This window comes from Gottfriedia sp. ABJ_BB2_2 (genome assembly GCF_055484705.1).
Window position 1 is genome coordinate 319,304 of sequence record NZ_JBVFKR010000003.1, and the last position, 20,334, is coordinate 339,637.

Below are 20,334 nucleotides of genomic sequence, written 5' to 3' on the forward strand. Positions count from 1 at the left end.
CACTTCAAAGATTAATGGAATATTACCGAAGAGCTAGCTTGTGGAACTAGACAATTAAGAAAAGCGGAGGCGACTGCTTAGCTCCGACAAGCATAAGACGAGGACCGGTAAAGGTTGTTCTTTAACCTTTATTGGGCATTGGTTTATGACTCGAGGAGTTAGGAGCCGAAGCTAGACAAAAAGAAAAGCGGAGGCGACTGCTTAGCTCCGACAAGCATAAGAGAAAACAAATTAAATTTGTCTTTGTCTTTTGAACGTAAGAAAATCAGTAACCGAAACCTAGAAATAGACTATATGAATGAAGAGAGGCAATTGTAAAGCCTCTCTTTTTTCATTTTTGAATCATCGTGTTACAATGGAATGTATGAAGAAAAGCTAGGAGTGGACAAGTATGTTACGTATTGGATCTCATGTGTCAATGAGCGGGAAAAAGATGTTTTTAGCAGCAAGTGAAGAAGCAGCAAGTTATGGTGCAAATACTTTTATGGTATACACTGGTGCACCTCAAAATACAAGACGTAAAAAGATAGAGGATTTAAATATTGAAGCAGGATTAAAGCATATGGCTGAAAATGGAATAGCAGATATTGTTGTTCATGCACCATATATTATTAATATTGGTAATACAACAAATCCGGCAACATATGAACTTGGTGTAGAATTCCTACAAAAAGAAATTGATCGAACTGCAGCTTTAGGGGCAAAACAAATTGTTTTACACCCTGGTGCTCATGTAGGCGCTGGAGAAGATGCAGGTATTGAGCGTATTATTCAAGGTTTAAATGAAGTTTTAACGTCTGATACACCGGTTCAGATCGCACTTGAAACGATGGCAGGAAAAGGTTCCGAATGCGGTAAATCATTTGAAGAAATTGCAAGAATTATGGAAGGAGTACACTATAGCGATAAATTATCTGTTTGCTTTGATACATGTCATATTAATGACGCAGGATATGATATTGTAAATGACTTTGATGGTGTACTTCAACAGTTTGACCAATTAGTCGGTATTGATAAATTAAAAGTACTTCACATTAATGACAGTAAAAATCCAGCTGGTAGTCGAAAAGACCGTCATGAGAATATTGGCTTTGGTACTATCGGTTTTGATGCATTAAATTATATTGTTCACCATCCACAATTAACGGAAATTCCTAAGATTTTGGAAACACCGTATGTAGGTGAAGATAAAAATAATAAAGTAGCACCATATAAATTGGAAATTGAAATGTTACGAAATAAAGAATTTAATGAAAATCTAATTCAACAACTTTTAAATTCATAATCATTAGCCCCAACTTTTTATGTTGGGGCTTTTTTATGAACTTTTAAAAATTAAATTCAGAAAGAATATATTTAAAAGATATAATCAGTCGATAAAGGAAGTATATAAATAATATAAAGTGTTCTTCTAACATGAACACGAGGTAAAACACATAACAAGGAGTGAAGACTTTGGAATTAAAAAATCCATACGTATTCCTTGGGAAAATTAAGCACATGAGTTCATTCGACGAAATCGCCTTATTTATTACTGAGGAAAAAAACAGACATATCAGAAACATCAAGCGAATTCGTTTCTCATTATATTCGTCGAGTGTCATTTTTTTAACAACTTCAATGATTGCCATTGGGAATCATAGGATTGGATTGTCAATTTTATTATTTAGTTCAACTTTTCTTTCATTACCATTTATATATATTGTGAATAAAAACAATCATATCAATCGATTCGAATATGTATTGAAAGAAATTAAAAATGAAGAATTAAATCGAAATCGATATCTGAAAAAATAAACATGAAAATTTATTCGTTGACTCGTGGTCATCCAAAATAGGGTGACTATTTTTCTGTAATAGACTAAATTCCTCAATGTATCTACTAAAAGGGATATCACACTTCAGGGAAATCTGACCCGAATCTATTATTTTTAATAGATGTTGGTTATCTATTTATTTTATTTTGCATATGAATAGGACAAGCTTACTAATAAATAGGGGTGTTATGATGAAAGGAAAATATTTATTTGTATTAGCAGGTACTGCTTTTATGTGTCTATGTATAATTTCATTGAATCTATTTATGAATGTGAAACACCAAAACTTTGGGAATGAAAAAATAGTTAAACAAATTAAGATGGACAGTAAACATAAGATCGTAACTGTTCCAATGCCAAATAAAGATAGTCAAAAATTTATTATCAACAAGATGCCTTCTAAATTTGGACAAGTAGTGATTCAAAATTTAACTGCCAAGTAAGATAATTGTCAGTTTATAATGAATGTCATTTGATTCTATTAAAAAGGTTCTCAAATTAATTTTAGGTATAATCAAAAACCCTTTTAAAGTGTTATGAACGATTTTTTTTGTGAGAAGTGACAAAGAAAAACATAAGACCTAAAATGGTCTTATGTTTTTCTATTTAAAGCTCAGTTTCAATTATTTTCTTCAATTTACTATCTAAATGTGAGGCAATAATTTTGCCATCTTTTTTTCTTTTTACCGTAACTACATTATTTATATGCTCTTCGTTTTGATCATCTAAAAATAATAATTTAATATAAACTACATGAGCTTTGTCACGTTCGATTAAACTACTTGCAATTGACAAGGCTAGGTCATGACTTAAATCATCCAAATGAAAGGTATGATTATATTTGACCTCATCTTGTGTGTTCTTATCTAAATACATAATCTCATAATGTAGTTCACGTAAATCCATCTTAATCCCTCTCATTTCGTTTTGAAATTAAATTGATGTAAGAGAATTATATGAGATACGAAATGAGTAGAGTTGTTAATTAGAGGTTTTTAATCAACATATTAACTTTACTTAAGTTAATTTTTGAAAAATCGAATCAATCTGCTTCGCTGTTTGTGGTGAAGTTACATTAGCGATTTGAGCTAGAAGTTGTTTTCTTTGGGTAAGGTCATAAATATTTACATTTTTACCATTTAATAAAGAAGCCACTTTTTCCGCTTGATCTGGCGTAATTGATACTTGATATTGCTGACTTAATTTTAATAATTCTTTAGGTGTAATACTATTAACTTTTTTATTAATGATTGTCTGAATAATATTCATCATGATCCTCCTCTAGGTTGGTGTTATATTCATCCATTCATTTTATGAGGAGAATCTCTATTTAATGAACCCTGAAATTGATTTTAGTAGCTATTAAAATAGAAAAAAAGCTTGAATTCATTATGAACTCAAGCTCTTTTAATTAGTGAATTGCTTTCTTTTTAAATTTACCGCCTTTAACGTCAGCGATATTACCTATTGCTACAAAAGCATTTTCATCAAAATCTTCTACGATTGATTTTAATTTTGCTTCTTCTAATCGAGAAATGACTGTGAAAATAATTTTTTTATCTTCGCCCATAAAACCACCTTCACCGTGGAAATACGTAACACCTCGGCCTAATCGTGCATTTAATGCATCACCAATTTCTTTATCATTATCACTAATAATCCATACAGACTTTGTATCTTGGAAGCCCTCAATTGTAAGATCAATTGTCTTAAAAGCAACATAATAAGCGATTAGAGAGTACATAGCATTGTCCCATCCAAAAACGAAACCTGCACTACCAAGTATGAATACGTTAAATGCCATGACAACTTCACCGATAGAAAATGGAGTTGATTTTGATAGAAGAATTCCGATGATTTCAGTGCCATCAAGTGAACCACCATATCGGATAACTAAACCAACACCGATACCTAACCCAAGACCACCAAATAAAGAAGCTAATAGAGGGTCTGATGTTAAGTGAGGAATGTCTTTAAATAATGTAGTAAATACTGATAATAAACTAATTCCAAATAATGTTGAAATTGCAAATGTTTTACCTATTTGTTTATATCCTACTAGTACAAAAGGTAAATTTAAGATGAATAGAAAGATACCGAGATTAATCGAAGTAATATGTGAGAGGATCAAAGAGATACCTACAATTCCGCCATCAATAATATCAGTTGGAATAAAAAATGCTTTTAAGCAGACTGCCATAAGAGCAGCTCCTAGTGTAATAAAAAACCCCCGTTTAAAAATCTTGAAATTTGAAAGCCTTCGATGTGTGACTGCGTTCAAAAAACCACCTCTTTATCTATAGATTTATAGATTAATTGTAACATATGTATTATTAGTCACAAAGTGAAAAGCCTTATAAATAAAGGTTTTTTTGAAATTATATTAAAATAAACATAAGTTTTAGGGTGTTTTTCTAATGAAAAATTAATGAAAAATTACAATTTTATTCCTTAGAAAGTTTCAAAAAAAAGTAAAAAAAAGTGTTTGAAAGAAAGAATGGAACATGCGAATGTTTCTTTGTTTACAAATATGAAGGAATCTCTTATACTAAGAAATTGAACTACAAAACGTAATTATTCCTAAATAGATGAAGGTGTATAAATGAGTCAAAATATAATAAAAATAGAAGATTTATCTTATAGCTATGATCGTCAAAATGTTTTAAAGGACATAAATGTTCTAGTAAAAAAAGGAGACTTCTTAGGGTTAGTCGGACCTAACGGAAGTGGAAAGTCCACTTTACTTAAATGTATTCTTGGAATCCAACAGCCTAATCATGGGAGCATTGAGTTGTTTGGCAATGATATTCGTAAAATGAAGAATTGGGAAAAGATTGGCTATGTCTCACAAAAGGCAAATAGCTTTAATTCGGGATTTCCTGCATCTGTATTTGAAGTCGTTTCACTGGGGCTTGTAAAAAAGCTAGGTCTATTTAATGGCTTTAAAAACTCAGATAAACAAAAGGTTACAGATGCATTAAAATCTGTAGGGATGAATGAATTTGCAAATCGAAATATTGGTGAGCTTTCTGGTGGGCAACAACAACGTGTTTTTATCGCTAGAGCTTTAGTAAGTAATCCTGAATTACTAATTCTTGATGAACCGACTGTTGGTGTTGATGCGGAAAATGTAGAGAGTTTCTATGAATTACTAAGTGATTTAAACACAAAATTAGGTATCACATTATTATTAGTCTCTCATGATATTGGTATTATTACTGATAAAGTTTCACATGTTGCCTGTTTAAATAAAAAACTTCATTTCCACGGAAGCCGAGAAAAATTTAAGGATGCTACTGAAAAAGATCTATCGATTTTGTATGGTCATTCAGTACATCTACTATCTCATAACCACGAACATGAAGAGGGGAGAGATAGCATATGATGGATTTTTTCCAATATGATTTTTTACGTAATACATTACTTACAGGAATGATTATCGGAATTATGGCTCCATTACTTGGAGTGTTTGTTGTTTTTAGAAGATTATCATTAATTTCTGATGCGTTAAGCCATGTGACTTTATCAGGTGTTGCAGCAAGCTTATTACTAGAAAAATATTTCTTTTCAAGTGGATTTATGAGTCCATTATTTATGGGGATGACTTTTTCAGTCGCAGGTGCATTCTTAATAGAAAAATTAAGAAGTGTTTATAGACATTATCAAGAACTTGCTATTCCGATCATTCTTTCTGGTGGTATGGGATTAGGCGTAATACTAATTTCGTTAGCAAATGGGTTTAATACGGATTTATTTAGTTTCTTATTTGGAAGTGTAAGTGCAGTCTCTGGGCAAGACTTAATGACTGTCGTAATCATTGCAATATTTGTGGTCATATCAATTATCGTACTTTATAAAGAATTGTTCTTATTATCATTTGATGAAGAATACGCTGTTGCATCAGGTATAAATGCAAAATGGATTCACTATTTATTTATTCTATTAGTGGCCTTAGTAGTTTCAGTATCCATGAGAGTGGTAGGAGTTTTATTAGTCTCATCACTTATGACATTACCAGTTGCAGCCAGCATTCGTATTGCAAAAGGGTTTAAACAAACAATCATCTATTCAATTATTTTTGGTGAACTTTCGGTTGTTGCAGGAATATTCCTATCATATTTTTTAAATTTAGCGCCGGGTGGTACAATTGTGATCCTGCAAATACTTATTCTTATTTTTACGTTAGGTTGGAAGAAATTAAGAACGAGATAAAGGTAGTGATGAAATGAAATTAGCAGATGCATCAAAATTATTAAAAGATCGAGGCTATAAAAATACTCCTAAACGATATGATATGCTTGAATATATTTTTAGACAAAATAAATATGTAACGGCAAGAGATATTCAACTTGCATTAAAAGATAAATACAAAGGACTTAGTTTTGATACAATTTATCGTAATTTAACTACCTTTGTAGATGTTGATGTAGTGGAAGTAACTGAATTGGACGGAGAGAAGCGATTTAGATCAAAGTGCGCTTCTGCTGAGCACCACCATCATTTTATCTGTTTAGACTGTGGGAATACGAAAAGTATTCATGGTTGTCCGATGGAAAATATACCAGTTGACTTTGACTTACCTGGTTATAAAGTCCAAAGTCATAAATTTGAAATTTATGGACTATGTCCGGATTGTAATTAAAAGAGTACTTTTATTGTACTCTTTTCATTTTTAGTCTCAAACTAGTATGAATCAAGAAAAGCTCTGTCATAAGACAGAGCTTTTTTCTTTTATTGTATGTAAGGTATAATACTTGCTTCATAAATTGGGATACATAAAAGGATGGAAAAACGGATTCAAGATTTTAATAAAACATTTATTACCGTGCGTGTATTATTGATTACCTTCAGTGAAAACTTGGAATAATACACCAAATTTGTCTACAACTTTGCCATATGCAGGGCTAAATCCCATATCTTGGAGCGGTAATTCTACTTGCCCGCCTTGAGATAAACCTTCAAAAATATGTCTTGATTTTTCGATTTCACTTGTAGAAATACAGATTGTAACTTGATTTCCAATTTGATGAGGAGATCCTGGGAATGTATCAGATAACATTAGGAATGATTCACCAATTTGAATACAAGCGTGCATAATCAGGTCTTTTGAATTAGCAGTTTCAGGAGTATCAGCAAAATCTCCATAAGTTTGACTAAATTGAATTTGAGCGTCTAACGTTTCTTCGTAAAACTTAATTGCTTCCTGTGCATTACCATCCATAATTAAATAAGGGATTAATTTAACGGTCATTATATTTAGCTCCTTGAATATGAATTTTTATATTAGCTTAACAGTTTATCTGAATCGTTTTCACATCAACTTACTATCCACAAATCTATTATAAAATAAGAACGTACGTTTGTAAATATCGGTTAGGTAATAATGGTTCGACAAAATACAAGAACCTTTGTTCTTGTCGAAATCACACCTATCAATCATAAAGGAGAAATTCAACCATTGTTGAATAGTATGCTTTAAGGCTAAAAGATTTATGAGAAAGATACTTAGCCTAGGAGGATGGGGTTAATGGATAAACTCAAAAAATATAGAAGATATGTATTACTATTATTTTGTATTATTTTTCTTTCCTATATTGGCTTATTCTCTGATCCACTTCCTAATGTATTTCAAAAAATAAGTGTGGGTACATTTTTTATCAGTTTAATCCTTTGTCTAGTGATTGTTACAAAGGGTGTGATACAATTTAGCCAAAAAATAGGAAAACTGGCATATTTCCTTGTAATAATTAGCATAATAGGGGCAATCTTTGCCTTTTCAATTCATACAATTTATTTAATTGAAGTTATTGCATTATACACATACTATATAAGTTTAATAGCAAGTCTAATTGCTGGAGTTGTTGCAATCGTAAAGGAAGAAAAGGGTTTAGCAAAATTATCTGGATTTATTTTGTTGTTATGTATCGGCATGATTATTGTATGTACTTTTATTGTGTATAATATTAATCTTGGCGAATTGTGATTTAACATTAAGGAACATTATCTTATAGATGAGATAATGTTTTTTTGTCATTAACAACTGATGTACAGAATAAAACGTATATTTATAAAAAAACACAAAAGTAATTGACAAAAACACTTTCGTTTTGATAAAATATTAAATTTGACAAATTTTTAATTCGTGTTATGCTTGATTGAGTTGTAATTTATGGGGGTGTACTATAATGTTTGAAATTGGCGATAATATTGTTTATCCAATGCAAGGAGCAGGCGTTATTGAATCCATTATTGAAAAAGAAATTCAAGGTAATGTACAACAATATTTTGTCATCAGATTGCTGATTAAGAAGATGGAGGTAATGATTCCAATTTCTAGAATGGATCAATCTAAAATCCGTTTAGTAGTCAATTCACAAACACTCGAGGATGTATTACAAAATTTTCATAATGGACAATCTGATATGTCTCTTCCATATAAGGAAAGATTTAAAGTGAACACTGAGAAAATGAGAACTGGTAGTATGAAAGATGGCTCAGAGGTTGTACGTGATTTGATGCGAATAGATAAACAAAAATCACTTAACTCAAGTGAAAAGCAAATGTTAGAAAATGCTAAAAAAATCCTGATCAGTGAACTTGGGCTAATTAAGGGGATTACTGAAACTCAGGCAAAAGAATTATTAATACAGAATTAAATAGAAGAATTTCTTATTTGGTCATTTAAATGATACTTTTTCCTCAAAATACCTATGCACTTGTTCCTCCATTACATTTCAAAAGCTATTATAGATTAAATTTCTTTTCCAATAACGAAACAAAACCTGTAACCGAAATAGACATAATTAGTAAGATTCAAAAAAATAAAGGTGGGATTGTTATTGAATATACAAGTTTACATTCACAATTATGGTAGTCTCTTAAATAAAGATAAGGACAACAATATAAGGCTGTCATCTGAAAGTCATAAAAAGCTATTTAAAGCATTTGGGTTAAATCATAATCACTATAAAAAACATGCTATATATCAACATTTAAAAGATAACTTTACTTGGATCCTTCTTGCTGGGGGAGAAAACCCAACTGCAAAACAAGTTCAAGAAGATATTAATAAAGACGATGAAAACCTAGAAGTTGATGGTGTTCAACAATCATTTCAGTACGAAGATTTGGTTGAAAAAAGACTACATGAAAAAACTTTTTTAATTGAAGAACTACCATTTAACGAAGGACATAATATTTATCGCATTACAGAAATTGATTAATGTATATAAAATTACGAAACTTTACTTTCATAAAAGTAAGGTTTTTTTTGTGAGTATATATAGATCAAACTAAAAATAAAAAAACACCCAATTAATTGGATGCATATTTTAATATTCCGCTTAGAAAAATAGCGCTATCTAATTGTTTACATTCCTTTAGTTTAATTAATCCTTCTTGTTCTAATTCTTTGGCATATTCTTGAATTTTCGTTTCTTCTTCCCTCATGGAACAATCAATACTGATTGAAAAAAAGTTTCCTCTAGTAGCATTGCGAAGGTTTTTCAATAGAATCATTTTGCTCATTTCTTCATCTCCCTTCTGTCATACAAATTCGACATATAGAAGCTGTTTACCTCTATCTTTACAAGTGCATTACTTTGATTTAATGACAAATGAAAAATTTGAAATGAATAGATCTGTTAAATTAGTAGCTTATGAAATGACAATAAAAAACCACAATAAGAGGGTTTTTCTATCTATCTCTAGAAAGTAAAACAATACTAACTGGACATTAAAATATAAAAGAAATCAGTTAATTTGACATCTTCTTTTATCAATCATATTTCTATTCAATTTGATTGTATAAAATAAAAGAATTGTAGACAAAATTGCAGTAACATTAGAGGGGGAATTGTTATGAACAACTTAAAATGGGGAACACCTGAGGACTTGAAAAATTTACTCATTAAGCTAGTAAGCTGGAAAAGTATGACGTTGTCTGAGGGAGAGCGACAATTTTCATTTAAGCTTGAAGAATTATTATTTGAATTGGATTATTTTCAAAAATTTCCTGAGAATCTTTCCCTTCATGACACAGATTTAGGACGAAAATATGTAACGGCTTTGTATAAGCATCCAAATGCAAAGGAAACAATTTGTTTAATCAGTCATTTTGACACAGTAAACACTGAAGAATATGGTGATTTTGAATCATTAGCAACCGAACCAGAAGAATTAACAAAGGTTTTCGTCAATCAGTTAAATGAATTTACCGACGAGGTTCAAAACGATTTAATGTCTGGTGAATATTTATTTGGTCGTGGAACGATGGATATGAAAATGGGACTGGCTATGCATATGAGTCTCGTTGAGAAAGCGACAGTAGAAAATTGGCCAATTAACTTGCTTCTTTTAACGGTTCCAGATGAAGAAGTGAATTCTTCTGGAATGCGATCTGCTGTTACAACACTCCATTCAATGAAAGAGGAATACGGTCTAGAATATAAGTTGTTTCTAAATGGTGAACCTGTATTTTCACAAGAACCAGGTGATCCGAAATATTACATATATTCAGGAACAATTGGGAAAATCATGCCTGCTGCTCTTTTTTATGGAAAGGAAACTCATGCGGGTGAGCCTCTAAGTGGTTTAACTTCACCATATATTGCATCGTTTTTAACAAAAAAAATGGAGTGGAATTTGAAATTTCAAGAAACTTCCTTTGGTGAACACACACCATTGCCAGTTACATTACAGCAAAAAGATTTGAAATTAGAATATTCTACGCAAACGCCATATAGGACAGCTGCACTTTACAATGTATTTTTAATGAAGCGAAATGCAGCTGAAATTATGGATTTATTTGAACAAATTTCCATCGAAGCAGCGAATGAATGTAATGAAGAATATGGAAAAGTATGTAAAATACATAATGTAAAACCGATTGGAAAAGTAAGCGTTACAAGATATAGTGAGTTACTGACTTATGCCACAAATAAGTATGGCACAGAGTATGTTGATAACATAAAAAAAGAAGTTCAAAGTCATGATGAATGGGATGATCGTGAGAAATCATTTCGGATTGCCGATAAATTGATGATTCAATGTCAAGAACTAGCACCGACAATTATTATTTTATTTGCTCCACCTTATTATCCGGCAGTAAATTCTACTGGGAATGAACTGGTTGAACAATGTATTGATTTCGTAACTGAAAAAGCATTAGAAAAATGTGATTTAACAGTAAAAAGAATTCACTATTTTAATGGAATTTGTGATTTGAGCTATGTAAATTATTCGGATTCACATGAAGGTTGGACATCATTTGAGATGAATACACCAGTATGGGGTGAGTCTTATACATTACCTTTTGACATCATGAAGAGTTTGAATACACCAGTTTTGAATATTGGTCCATTCGGAAAAGATGCACATAAACGGACAGAGCGGTTACATATGAGAAGTGCTTTTGTGGAAGTGCCAATGATTGTAGAAGAAATGATATGTAATATTAGTAAACAGTTATTGCACATAAAAGATTAAAGTTGAGATAGAAATCATATAATGTTCTAAATGTGAAAGTTGGTGTTATTTTGAATAAGAGACTAATGGTGAGTATGATAATGGTTGCGATACTTTTAATCTATGTCTGTTATTCTAATATCTCTTACGTCACAGGGAAGCCACCGAAATTGAAAATATTTGTTGGTGATCACATGTATGATACGAAACTAGGGACATATTGTTGGAAAGGTTTAATGAGCCATAAATGTGTAGATACAGCTGGAGCAATTGAACTTTTAGATGGTGAAAAACCGATTCTAGTCCACCAAAATGAAAAAATTGAGATTAGAGTAAAATCCAATTTGAAGCCTGATGAATATAGTCTGACAGTTTTCAATGAAGGAGCCGAAAAAAGCGTAAAAATTAAAAAATATCTATTCTCTGCACCTAAAGAAAAAGGAATTTATTATTATGCTTTTAGTGCCTGGTGGATGGATGAAAATAGACAAAATATCGCTAATGGTGATGCATATTATGCATTTGTATTAAAAGTAGAATAGGTATAAGCGTAAAAAAAACCTTCGTATTGAAGGTTTTTTTTGATCAATATTCTATTTCTTCATAATCCTTAGGGTTGGGTGTTGGTGTGTTATTATTTTTAGAAGCTTCATTAGTTGTACTTATTTCATCTTCTCTTCTTTCATTTATAAATGGTTTATTGTTTCTTTCTTCGTTCATTGCCATCCTCCTTACAATTTTAACTTTAATATGCTTCATAAAGTAAATTTTTACTCAAGTATTAGCCATTGTATAGTTAATATGTAAGTTGGTCGAAATTGGTTTTATTTTAATTGAATATTGGTTACTTCACCGAGTGAAGAATCATTTCTACATGTCTTTGATGGTTGGAAAATGTCATTGTATATTTTGAGCCACTCTTCCTCAGATTCAAATTCTGTAATCGTTACAATATGATTTTTCGTTATTTTAAATTGATGATCTGATAAAGTGATTCGTCCGTCATTTGTTAAACGATTAACAATTTTATTTTTTGTAAAAATGGTTTCGTTACTAGTTTGATAATATAAAAATTGCTCTTCAAATTGATGTAATTGTTTACATTCGGTAGAGATGAATAGTAAATCCATCCAATTTGATTCCTCTAGTTTTTGTAGTATATATGTAGTATCCGTTATGTTGATTACACGATAAGCGCCGTTTGAGTCAGAGTATTCATGGTGATGTTCTAATAAAATTGGTTCCAAAAATCCTCCACCAACTCCTACATCAGCTAAATACATGTTACCTTCAATCCTAATAACTAGTGCAAGATGTGAAAAGTCAGGATTCCATTCTTGTTTTTCATCATTCCAAAATTTTGCAGAAACAGTTTGTACGTTGAATCCTAAATCAAGTAAGATGGTGGCTAGTAAAGTATTCGTTTCAAAACAAATTCCACCGCGATTGTTATGAATAATCTTGTTCATTATAAAAGAAGGCTCCATACTAAGTGGTACACCATTTATAATATCAAGATTTTCAAATGGAACTGTTAGTAAATGATGCTTATGAATTTCTTTCAATGCTTCAAATGAAATTGATGTTGGTTTTAATATACCGATGTGCTTGAAATATTTTTCAATATCCATTTCCTACCTCCTCACGAACAAGTTGTTTAATGATAAATTATATAGAGTATACAATGACTTAGAAATGAAATGTTGTAAAAAGAAAAAAATTTTTAATAATCTAAAAACACAGTTGACACATAGGAATACTCTGTTTATGATTAAGCTATTAAATAAATATATGGCTGATTGGAAGACCAAAGGCCCTTAACTATTCAATATAGTTAAGGGTCTTTTTGCATTTGCGCCTTAAAAGGGGAGATTGATATGTGTTGAAAATCAAGAAGGTTCAACGACATTAAATAGTACTGGAACTTGAGAGGAGAAAATTATGAGCGCAAAAAAATGGTTAATCAGTTCAACAGTAGCGGTAGTCGTTATTGCAGGCATTTTATATGCAACAATAAAAGATGATAAAAAAGCAGTAAATACTACTGCAGATTCAAAAGACATTGAGTTATTAAATGTATCATATGATCCAACTCGCGAACTTTATGAAGAGATTAATAAATCGTTTAGTCAAAAATGGAAAGAGGAACACGATCAAACAGTAACGATTAAACAATCACATGGGGGTTCTGGAAAACAAGCTAGAGCTGTAATAGATGGATTAGATGCTGATGTGGTTTCATTGGCACTTGGGTATGATATTGATTCCATTAATGAACAGGCAGAATTGATTTCTCCAGATTGGCAAAGTGAATTTGCTTATAATTCTACACCGTATACTTCAACGATTGTTTTTTTAGTAAGGAAAGACAATCCAAAAAATATTAAAGATTGGGACGACTTAACAAAGAAAGGGATTGAAGTGATTACGCCTAATCCGAAAACATCAGGTGGTGCGAGATGGAATTACTTAGCTGCTTGGGGATTTGCGGAAAAGAAATTTAATGGGGACGAAAAGAAGGTAAAGGATTTCATTTCAAAATTATATAAAAATGTACCTGTTCTAGATACTGGTGCGCGTGGTTCTACTACAACATTCGTTGAAAAAGGAATTGGAGATGTTTTAATAGCTTGGGAGAATGAAGCTTTACTTTCAGTTAAGGAGTTAGGAGAAGGGAAGTATGAAATTGTATACCCTTCAATTAGTATTTTAGCAGAACCACCAGTGGCTATTGTTGATAAGAATATTAAAGACGATGATACAAAGAAAGTTGCAGAAGGTTATTTGAATTATCTATATAGTGATGAAGGACAACAAATCATTGCAGACAATTATTATCGACCAAGAAATCAAGAAATTCTTACAAAATACAGTGATGAATATCCGACGATACCATTATTAACAATCGACAAGGATTTTGGAGGCTGGAAAAAAGCACAAACAACTCATTTTAGCGACGGTGGCGTTTTTGATCAAATCTATCAATAAACCAATAATATCTTTTATAAGATTCATAAAAGTTTAGTAGAATTCAAAAATAAAGAATGCTCCGAATTTGATGAAGCTATTGCTCCTAGTCAAATTCGAGTTTTCTTTATTTCATTTTTTTATTTTTAGGAGGTATGGCTTACATTGACATTATTTAGTAAAAAAAATAGAGTCCTGCCTGGTTTCGGATTAACCTTTGGATTTTCTATTTTCTATATTAGTTTTTTTATTTTACTACCAATCTCAATGTTGTTTTTAAATACACTTGACATTGGTTGGTCAAAGTTTATTGAGATAGTTACAGATCCACGAGTTATAGCAAGTTATAAAGTAAGTTTTGGTACTGCGTTCATTGCAGCCATCATCAATGCAGTTTTTGGCTTATTAGTGGCATGGGTACTTGTCCGTTATCGTTTTCCAGGCAAAAGAATTGTGGATGCTTTTATTGATTTGCCTTTTGCTTTACCAACTGCAGTAGCAGGTATTACATTAACGACTTTATACTCTCAGGAAGGGTGGATTGGGAAATTTGTATCGTTTAAAATTGCCTATACGCCACTTGGTATTATCATTGCGTTAACATTTATCGGATTGCCGTTTGTTGTGAGAATGGTTCAGCCTGTATTAGAAAATTTTCAAAGTGAGGTAGAGGAGGCGGCAGCTAGTCTTGGCGCAAATCGATTTCAAATTTTTTGGAAGGTTATTTTTCCAGGGATTTTACCAGCTTTACTAACTGGGTTTTCTTTAGCGTTTGCTAGATCTTTAGGCGAATATGGTTCGGTCGTATTTATATCAGGTAATATGCCAATGAAAACCGAGATTACCCCTTTATTAATTATGACAAAATTAGAACAGTATGATTATGCAGGTGCAACTGCTCTCGCTGTTGTTTTATTAGTCATTTCATTTATCCTTTTATTCATTATTAGCATTTTCCAGAGATATGCCAATAGAGCAGTTAATGTTGAAGGGGGGAATTGATTGGATGCAAGGGAATATAGAAATTGAAAAAGCAACAATCTTAAAATCTTCGGACAAAAAGATAAAAAAAGGGAATCTCCTTCAGTTCATTTTAATTGGAATTGTCATTTTATTTTTATCATTATTTCTATTTCTACCTTTGATTTCAATTTTTATAAAAGCTCTAAATGAAGGGTTTGAAGTATACAAAGAAGCAGTAATTAACGCAGACACAATAGCTGCGATTAAATTAACTTTTATCGTGACGATCATTACAGTACCTCTTAATGCAGTGTTTGGGGTTGCGATCGCATGGGCAACAACGAAGTTTCATTTTAAAGGGAAAAACTTATTACTAACATTTATTGAATTACCATTTGCAGTTTCTCCAGTCGTTGCTGGCTTACTTTTTGTTTTATTATTTAGTCCAAACCATGGTGTTTTCGGTGAATGGCTTAAAGAACATAATTTGAAAATCATTTTTTCAACGCCGGGTATTGTACTTGCAACGATCTTTGTAACCCTTCCTTTTGTCGCAAAAGAACTAATTGCTTTAATGCAAGCAACAGGTAGTTCAGAAGAAGAGGCTGCGTTGACATTAGGAGCAAACGGCTGGCAAACCTTTTGGAAGGTGACACTTCCAAAAATTAAGTGGGGTTTATTATACGGTGTTATTCTTTGTAATGCCAGAGCGGTAGGGGAATTTGGTGCAGTTTCAGTTGTATCTGGCCATATTAGGGGTGAAACAATTACGATGCCGCTACATATTGAAAACTTATACAATGAGTATCATTTCGCTGAAGCATATACAGTGGCGTCTTTAATGTCCATCTTTGCAATACTTACATTGCTTATTAAAAATATCATTGAATGGAAAACACATAAAGAAGCAAAACAGTAGGAGTGGATCGAATGTCAATTAAAGTATCGAATGTAATAAAAAACTATGAAAATGAATCTGCTTTAAAACAAATCGATTTAGATGTGAAAAAAGGTGAGCTAGTTGCGTTATTAGGTCCTTCAGGGTCAGGAAAAACAACATTGTTAAGAATAATTGCAGGTTTAGAAAATCCTGATCAAGGTAGTATTTTATTTGAGGATCAAGATGTTGGTCAGCTTCAAGTAAAAGAAAGAAACGTTGGCTTTGTTTTTCAACATTATGCTCTTTTTCAGCATATGACGGTATTTGATAATATTGCATTTGGGCTAAACGTAAGACCTAAATCGACTAGACCTAAGAAACGTGAAATTGCAGAGAAGGTAATGGAATTGTTAAGTCTAGTAAAGCTTGAAAGCTTTTCCAAACGGTATCCTTCACAATTATCAGGTGGACAAAGGCAAAGAGTTGCGTTAGCACGTGCACTTGCCGTTGAGCCAACTGTGCTTCTGTTGGATGAACCATTCGGAGCTTTAGATGCAAAAGTACGAAAAGATTTAAGAAGATGGTTGAGAAAGCTTCATGATGACATACAAGTTACCAGTATATTCGTTACACATGATCAGGAAGAAGCGCTTGAAGTAGCGGATCGGGTTGTTATTATGAATAATGGGAAGATTGAGCAAGTTGGAACACCTGAAGAAGTATATCATTCCCCAGCAACGCCATTTGTATATGACTTTTTAGGGAAGGTAAATCTATTCCACGGAAGGGTTCAAAAAGGAAATTTAATCAGTGGCGGTTTAGAAATACCATTACCTGAATTAGAGGGTGATGACCATAAAGAAGTGACTGGATACGTCAGACCACATCAAATTACGATCGAAAAATTTGAGACGAACCAAACCTCAATTAGTGCAATTGTGACACATATACATGCAGTTGGTCCGATTGTTTATGTTGAAGTTTTAAGGGAAGATACAAAAGAATATGTGGAAGTGGAATTAATGAATGAGTTATTTTTCAAATTAAATCTTGAGTTAGGTGAAAGAGTTTTTGTACGTCCAAATGAATTAAAAGTATTTATACCGCAAGACTATTCAATCTAAAAGAAAAAACATACAAAACATGAAAGTTTTGTATGTTTTTTGTTGTTCAATTTACTTAATTTTTTGCTGCTTCTAGCTCTGCCAGTTTTTCAGCAGCAATTTTATCGATTTCTATTTTTAATTCTTCAACCATTGTTGCTTCAGGCACTTTTCGAACAATTTCACCATGTCGGAACAGTAAACCTTCTTTACGAGCACCTGCAATCCCGATATCAGCTTCACGTGCTTCACCAGGACCATTAACTGCACAGCCTAGAACTGCAACTTTAATTGGTACTTTTAGTGTAGAAATATATTCTTCAACTTCATTTGCAATACTAATTAAGTCAATTTCAATACGTCCACATGTTGGACAAGAAATTAATGTTGCTGCATTTGATGATAAACCAAATGATTTTAACAGTTCACGAGCAACTTTTATTTCCTCAACTGGGTCTGCGCTTAAAGAAATACGCATTGTATTACCGATCCCTTTGCTGATAATTGCACCAAGACCTGCTGCACTTTTCACTGTTCCAGAGAATAGTGTGCCAGATTCAGTAATACCTAAATGAAGAGGGTAGCTAAATGCTTTAGCTGCTTTTTCATATGCTTCAATCGCCAAGTTAACATCAGAGGCTTTCATTGAAACGATAATGTCATGGAAATCAAGATCTTCTAAAATTTTAATATGATGTAATGCACTTTCAACCATTCCATCAGCTGTTGGATAACCGTATTTATCTAAAATACGTTTCTCTAAAGAACCAGCATTTACACCGATTCGAATTGGAATACCTTTTGCTTTAGCAGCGTTAACAACTGCTTCAACTTTTTCTCTTCGACCAATATTACCTGGATTAATTCTTATTTTATCTATTCCGCCTTCAATTGCTTTTAAAGCTAATTTGTAATCGAAGTGGATATCAGCTACAAGTGGTATATTAATTTGTTTTTTAATATCAGCAATTGCGTTTGCAGCTCGTTCATCTGGTACCGCAACTCGAACAATTTGACAACCTGCTTCTTCTAAACGTTTAATTTCAGCAACTGTTGCTTCAACATCATGTGTTTTTGTAGTACACATACTTTGTATCGAAATCTCATTTGCACCACCAACAACTACATTACCAACTTTTACTGCACGTGTTTTACTTCTATGTGTAAGTTCATTCACGAGTAACTCGCTCCTTCAAAAATAACTAATTTCATTTTGTGTTTGTGTACAACTATACATTATCATATTTTCTTCATGATTTCTCTTTTTATAAACTAGCTAAAAAGAAATATACCACAAATTCTATTTATTAGAAGAGTAAATTGGAAATTTATATGATTTTCCACTTTGAATTTTTGTTGGTGATAGTCCTTTGTTTAATTCAATGAAATCTTTCGTAATTTGACTAATTGGTTGTGTGAAGTCTGGGTTAAGCTCTTCAACAATGCCTAAGACTGTATCGCCGTTTTTCACTTGAATTTCTTCAAATTTTGGAAGAGATTTAGTTGATTTAGACGTCTCATCTGATTTGGAGACAGTTGCAACTGTACTTATATGTTTTGTAGGAATTGTTCCTACTTGAAGGTCAAAGAACACGATATAAATAACTAATAGTATGCCAAAGAAATAAAAAATTTTCTTCATTTACATCACTCCTTTAGTAGACTATATGCTTGTCCACTCTTTATATTCCATAAAAGTATAGAAGTGACCTACTTAAATTTAGTAAAAAATAAGCTTTGTTAAAGAAATATGTTAATTCAATGAAAAAAAGATAGAAGAAGTGTGAGTACACACCTCTTTTATCTTTTTGAAGGTAATTGTTTAACAGTTAATGTATACATTACTGCAGAGATTATTATAAAAAAGATTGTCTGGAATGGGATGTTAATGTTAAATAATCCGACAATAAAATAAATGACTGTTGGCAGTGTTAAGCTATATGCAATCATTGCAAATCTATGTCTAAAAGTTAAGTGCTTATCAGAATGAAATAATGCAGTGATAAACGCTAGTATTGTTGCGACAATGAAAATAAAGAAACAAGAACCTAAATAAAATAAGAAAAATAATGCAAACATAAAAACCGGTAAAGCTTCCTTGACGTTATTTATAAATTTAGAAATATCTTCTTTATTAATCTCAGTTTTATCTAATGATGGGTAGGGATAATCTTGTTCTCCAGTATCAGTTTTAATGACAACTCGATTTTTTAAGACCGTAATCGAAAATTTATCCTTCGAAGTTGATGAAGGCAAGCTTGTTTCATTTGGATAAAAAGCATATCTAAAGTCACCAATTTTACGTTCAAACGGTTTATTATCATTGATCGTTAAGATTCCTTTATTTAATGAGATTGTTTGGATGTTTTCCTTTAATAAATCTGAGGCATTATTCACCTGGAGTTTTACAGAGTTCTCAAATGAAAAAAAACCTGGAAGAGTATAAAGAATCACTAATAGAAATAAATAGAATATTGTTTTGCCGATTTTTTGTAGTCTGAATTTAGAAATTGTTTTGGGAGAGTATAAGCTGTACCAAAATTGTTTGAAGAGATTCATAAACTCATCCTTTCTTATATAATGTTATATCTCTTTACAACGTTATTATGTATCTTTTTGGTAATTTTGTACAATGTTAGCATTGTATAAGAAAAACTTAATTAATTAGTTTTTTGTAAACTCGTTGTTGCTTAAATAAAAACTAGTTAGACCAACTAAAGGAAATGTGAAAGAACATAAAAATATAAAAAAATGTTAAAAAGCATTGACGTTCGTTTTGAAACATGTTAAATTAAATATTGTCTTAAGGAAATGTTAAATTATTCCGCAGTAGCTCAGTGGTAGAGCACTCGGCTGTTAACCGAGTGGTCGTAGGTTCGAACCCTACCTGCGGAGCCATTTATACTTATTCATTTTGGCGGTGTAGCTCAGCTGGCTAGAGCGTACGGTTCATACCCGTGAGGTCGTGGGTTCGACTCCCTCCGCCGCTACCAAATCATATTATGGAGTAATACCCAAGTCCGGCTGAAGGGATCGGTCTTGAAAACCGACAGGGGTGTAACAGCCCGCGGGGGTTCGAATCCCTCTTACTCCTTACCGATTTAAGAAAAAACTCTAACGGATATTTCGTTAGAGTTTT

General features: G+C 32.0%; 25 protein-coding genes and 3 tRNA genes. 18 read left to right on the top strand and 10 right to left on the bottom strand.

Translation table 11 applies throughout. The features are described 5' to 3' along the window. The first annotated feature begins 391 nt into the window (after positions 1 to 391). The 3 genes from ACX6U0_RS10210 to ACX6U0_RS10220 all read left to right on the top strand — a co-directional run bounded on the left by ACX6U0_RS10210 (position 392) and on the right by ACX6U0_RS10220 (position 2,260). Positions 392 to 1,285: a deoxyribonuclease IV gene (locus tag ACX6U0_RS10210; protein WP_464959839.1), complete on the top strand. Its 894-nt coding sequence runs from the start codon at positions 392 to 394 to the stop codon at positions 1,283 to 1,285. Positions 1,286 to 1,455: 170 nt separating this feature from the next. Further along, complete coding sequence (locus ACX6U0_RS10215; protein ID WP_464959840.1) at positions 1,456 to 1,797, top strand: hypothetical protein; 342 nt, start codon at positions 1,456 to 1,458, stop codon at positions 1,795 to 1,797. Positions 1,798 to 2,008: 211 nt separating this feature from the next. Further along, positions 2,009 to 2,260, top strand: coding sequence for a hypothetical protein (locus ACX6U0_RS10220; RefSeq protein ID WP_464959841.1), 252 nt, complete (start codon positions 2,009 to 2,011; stop codon positions 2,258 to 2,260). Positions 2,261 to 2,423: 163 nt separating this feature from the next. Here the strand turns inward: ACX6U0_RS10220 and ACX6U0_RS10225 are convergent, their stop codons facing one another. From ACX6U0_RS10225 to ACX6U0_RS10235, 3 genes are all read right to left on the bottom strand, one after another. Further along, the gene (locus ACX6U0_RS10225; protein WP_464959842.1) at positions 2,424 to 2,723 is read right to left on the bottom strand and encodes a hypothetical protein; all 300 of its coding nucleotides are present in this window, start codon (positions 2,721 to 2,723) and stop codon (positions 2,424 to 2,426) included. A gap of 111 nt (positions 2,724 to 2,834) precedes the next feature. Beyond that, the gene (locus ACX6U0_RS10230) at positions 2,835 to 3,086 is read right to left on the bottom strand and encodes a DUF2624 domain-containing protein (RefSeq protein ID WP_464959843.1); all 252 of its coding nucleotides are present in this window, start codon (positions 3,084 to 3,086) and stop codon (positions 2,835 to 2,837) included. Between the two features lie 142 nt (positions 3,087 to 3,228). Further along, positions 3,229 to 4,017, bottom strand: coding sequence for a YitT family protein (locus tag ACX6U0_RS10235; RefSeq protein ID WP_464959844.1), 789 nt, complete (start codon positions 4,015 to 4,017; stop codon positions 3,229 to 3,231). A 402-nt stretch (positions 4,018 to 4,419) separates the two neighbouring features. Here ACX6U0_RS10235 and ACX6U0_RS10240 point away from each other — a divergent pair, with 402 nt between their 5' ends. The 3 genes from ACX6U0_RS10240 to ACX6U0_RS10250 are packed head-to-tail and all read left to right on the top strand — an operon-like array spanning position 4,420 to position 6,459. After that, the gene (locus ACX6U0_RS10240; RefSeq protein ID WP_464959845.1) at positions 4,420 to 5,202 is read left to right on the top strand and encodes a metal ABC transporter ATP-binding protein; all 783 of its coding nucleotides are present in this window, start codon (positions 4,420 to 4,422) and stop codon (positions 5,200 to 5,202) included. After that, positions 5,199 to 6,029 carry a metal ABC transporter permease gene (locus tag ACX6U0_RS10245; RefSeq protein ID WP_464959846.1) on the top strand — a complete coding sequence of 277 codons (831 nt, stop codon included), beginning with the start codon at positions 5,199 to 5,201 and terminating at the stop codon, positions 6,027 to 6,029. Before ACX6U0_RS10240 ends, ACX6U0_RS10245 begins: the two co-directional genes overlap by 4 nt. 13 nt (positions 6,030 to 6,042) lie before the next feature. Next, a complete protein-coding gene (locus ACX6U0_RS10250; RefSeq protein ID WP_464959847.1) occupies positions 6,043 to 6,459 on the top strand; it encodes a Fur family transcriptional regulator in 417 nt (138 codons plus the stop codon). A 192-nt stretch (positions 6,460 to 6,651) separates the two neighbouring features. On the opposite strand, the gene ACX6U0_RS10255 is transcribed toward ACX6U0_RS10250, so the two are convergent. Further along, the gene (locus ACX6U0_RS10255; protein ID WP_464959848.1) at positions 6,652 to 7,068 is read right to left on the bottom strand and encodes a VOC family protein; all 417 of its coding nucleotides are present in this window, start codon (positions 7,066 to 7,068) and stop codon (positions 6,652 to 6,654) included. 276 nt (positions 7,069 to 7,344) lie between these two features. Here ACX6U0_RS10255 and ACX6U0_RS10260 point away from each other — a divergent pair, with 276 nt between their 5' ends. The 3 genes from ACX6U0_RS10260 to ACX6U0_RS10270 all read left to right on the top strand — a co-directional run bounded on the left by ACX6U0_RS10260 (position 7,345) and on the right by ACX6U0_RS10270 (position 9,040). Further along, positions 7,345 to 7,800: a hypothetical protein gene (locus tag ACX6U0_RS10260; RefSeq protein ID WP_464959849.1), complete on the top strand. Its 456-nt coding sequence runs from the start codon at positions 7,345 to 7,347 to the stop codon at positions 7,798 to 7,800. Between the two features lie 202 nt (positions 7,801 to 8,002). Continuing rightward, positions 8,003 to 8,473 (top strand): CarD family transcriptional regulator, encoded by a 471-nt coding sequence (locus ACX6U0_RS10265; RefSeq protein ID WP_464959850.1) that lies wholly within the window; start codon positions 8,003 to 8,005, stop codon positions 8,471 to 8,473. A 183-nt stretch (positions 8,474 to 8,656) separates the two neighbouring features. After that, complete coding sequence (locus tag ACX6U0_RS10270; protein WP_464959851.1) at positions 8,657 to 9,040, top strand: hypothetical protein; 384 nt, start codon at positions 8,657 to 8,659, stop codon at positions 9,038 to 9,040. Positions 9,041 to 9,131: 91 nt separating this feature from the next. Here ACX6U0_RS10270 and ACX6U0_RS10275 read toward each other — a convergent pair whose 3' ends face one another. After that, positions 9,132 to 9,344 (bottom strand): hypothetical protein, encoded by a 213-nt coding sequence (locus tag ACX6U0_RS10275; protein WP_464959852.1) that lies wholly within the window; start codon positions 9,342 to 9,344, stop codon positions 9,132 to 9,134. Between the two features lie 333 nt (positions 9,345 to 9,677). On the opposite strand from ACX6U0_RS10275, the gene ACX6U0_RS10280 reads away from it, so the two are divergent. Together ACX6U0_RS10280 and ACX6U0_RS10285 are read left to right on the top strand one after the other, a co-directional pair. Further along, the gene (locus tag ACX6U0_RS10280; protein ID WP_464959853.1) at positions 9,678 to 11,303 is read left to right on the top strand and encodes a M20/M25/M40 family metallo-hydrolase; all 1,626 of its coding nucleotides are present in this window, start codon (positions 9,678 to 9,680) and stop codon (positions 11,301 to 11,303) included. Positions 11,304 to 11,383: 80 nt separating this feature from the next. Further along, on the top strand, positions 11,384 to 11,824 hold the full coding sequence (locus tag ACX6U0_RS10285; protein ID WP_464959854.1) for a hypothetical protein: 441 nt from the start codon (positions 11,384 to 11,386) through the stop codon (positions 11,822 to 11,824). A gap of 43 nt (positions 11,825 to 11,867) precedes the next feature. Here the strand turns inward: ACX6U0_RS10285 and ACX6U0_RS10290 are convergent, their stop codons facing one another. Both ACX6U0_RS10290 and ACX6U0_RS10295 read right to left on the bottom strand, forming a co-directional pair. Continuing rightward, complete coding sequence (locus ACX6U0_RS10290) at positions 11,868 to 12,002, bottom strand: hypothetical protein (protein WP_464959855.1); 135 nt, start codon at positions 12,000 to 12,002, stop codon at positions 11,868 to 11,870. Positions 12,003 to 12,106: 104 nt separating this feature from the next. Next, positions 12,107 to 12,913 (bottom strand): arylamine N-acetyltransferase family protein, encoded by an 807-nt coding sequence (locus ACX6U0_RS10295; RefSeq protein WP_464959856.1) that lies wholly within the window; start codon positions 12,911 to 12,913, stop codon positions 12,107 to 12,109. Positions 12,914 to 13,223: 310 nt separating this feature from the next. Here ACX6U0_RS10295 and ACX6U0_RS10300 point away from each other — a divergent pair, with 310 nt between their 5' ends. From ACX6U0_RS10300 to ACX6U0_RS10315, 4 genes are all read left to right on the top strand, one after another. Next, positions 13,224 to 14,270: a sulfate ABC transporter substrate-binding protein gene (locus ACX6U0_RS10300; protein WP_464959857.1), complete on the top strand. Its 1,047-nt coding sequence runs from the start codon at positions 13,224 to 13,226 to the stop codon at positions 14,268 to 14,270. Between the two features lie 144 nt (positions 14,271 to 14,414). After that, on the top strand, positions 14,415 to 15,251 hold the full coding sequence (gene cysT, locus ACX6U0_RS10305; protein WP_464959858.1) for a sulfate ABC transporter permease subunit CysT: 837 nt from the start codon (positions 14,415 to 14,417) through the stop codon (positions 15,249 to 15,251). A gap of 4 nt (positions 15,252 to 15,255) precedes the next feature. After that, positions 15,256 to 16,131: a sulfate ABC transporter permease subunit CysW gene (gene cysW / locus ACX6U0_RS10310; protein WP_464959859.1), complete on the top strand. Its 876-nt coding sequence runs from the start codon at positions 15,256 to 15,258 to the stop codon at positions 16,129 to 16,131. Between the two features lie 11 nt (positions 16,132 to 16,142). Beyond that, complete coding sequence (locus tag ACX6U0_RS10315) at positions 16,143 to 17,216, top strand: sulfate/molybdate ABC transporter ATP-binding protein (RefSeq protein ID WP_464959860.1); 1,074 nt, start codon at positions 16,143 to 16,145, stop codon at positions 17,214 to 17,216. Positions 17,217 to 17,271: 55 nt separating this feature from the next. On the opposite strand, the gene ispG is transcribed toward ACX6U0_RS10315, so the two are convergent. From ispG to ACX6U0_RS10330, 3 genes are all read right to left on the bottom strand, one after another. Continuing rightward, positions 17,272 to 18,372, bottom strand: coding sequence for a flavodoxin-dependent (E)-4-hydroxy-3-methylbut-2-enyl-diphosphate synthase (gene ispG, locus ACX6U0_RS10320; protein ID WP_087998913.1), 1,101 nt, complete (start codon positions 18,370 to 18,372; stop codon positions 17,272 to 17,274). 123 nt (positions 18,373 to 18,495) lie between these two features. Next, positions 18,496 to 18,837 (bottom strand): hypothetical protein, encoded by a 342-nt coding sequence (locus tag ACX6U0_RS10325; RefSeq protein WP_464959861.1) that lies wholly within the window; start codon positions 18,835 to 18,837, stop codon positions 18,496 to 18,498. A 158-nt stretch (positions 18,838 to 18,995) separates the two neighbouring features. Continuing rightward, a complete protein-coding gene (locus tag ACX6U0_RS10330; protein WP_464959862.1) occupies positions 18,996 to 19,754 on the bottom strand; it encodes a DUF1189 domain-containing protein in 759 nt (252 codons plus the stop codon). A 264-nt stretch (positions 19,755 to 20,018) separates the two neighbouring features. Between ACX6U0_RS10330 and ACX6U0_RS10335 the strand changes: the two genes are divergently transcribed. The 3 genes from ACX6U0_RS10335 to ACX6U0_RS10345 all read left to right on the top strand — a co-directional run bounded on the left by ACX6U0_RS10335 (position 20,019) and on the right by ACX6U0_RS10345 (position 20,289). Next, positions 20,019 to 20,093 (top strand) — tRNA-Asn (locus ACX6U0_RS10335). Between the two features lie 18 nt (positions 20,094 to 20,111). Beyond that, a tRNA-Met gene (locus ACX6U0_RS10340) sits at positions 20,112 to 20,188 on the top strand. 11 nt (positions 20,189 to 20,199) lie between these two features. Beyond that, positions 20,200 to 20,289 (top strand) — tRNA-Ser (locus ACX6U0_RS10345). Positions 20,290 to 20,334 lie beyond the last annotated feature (45 nt).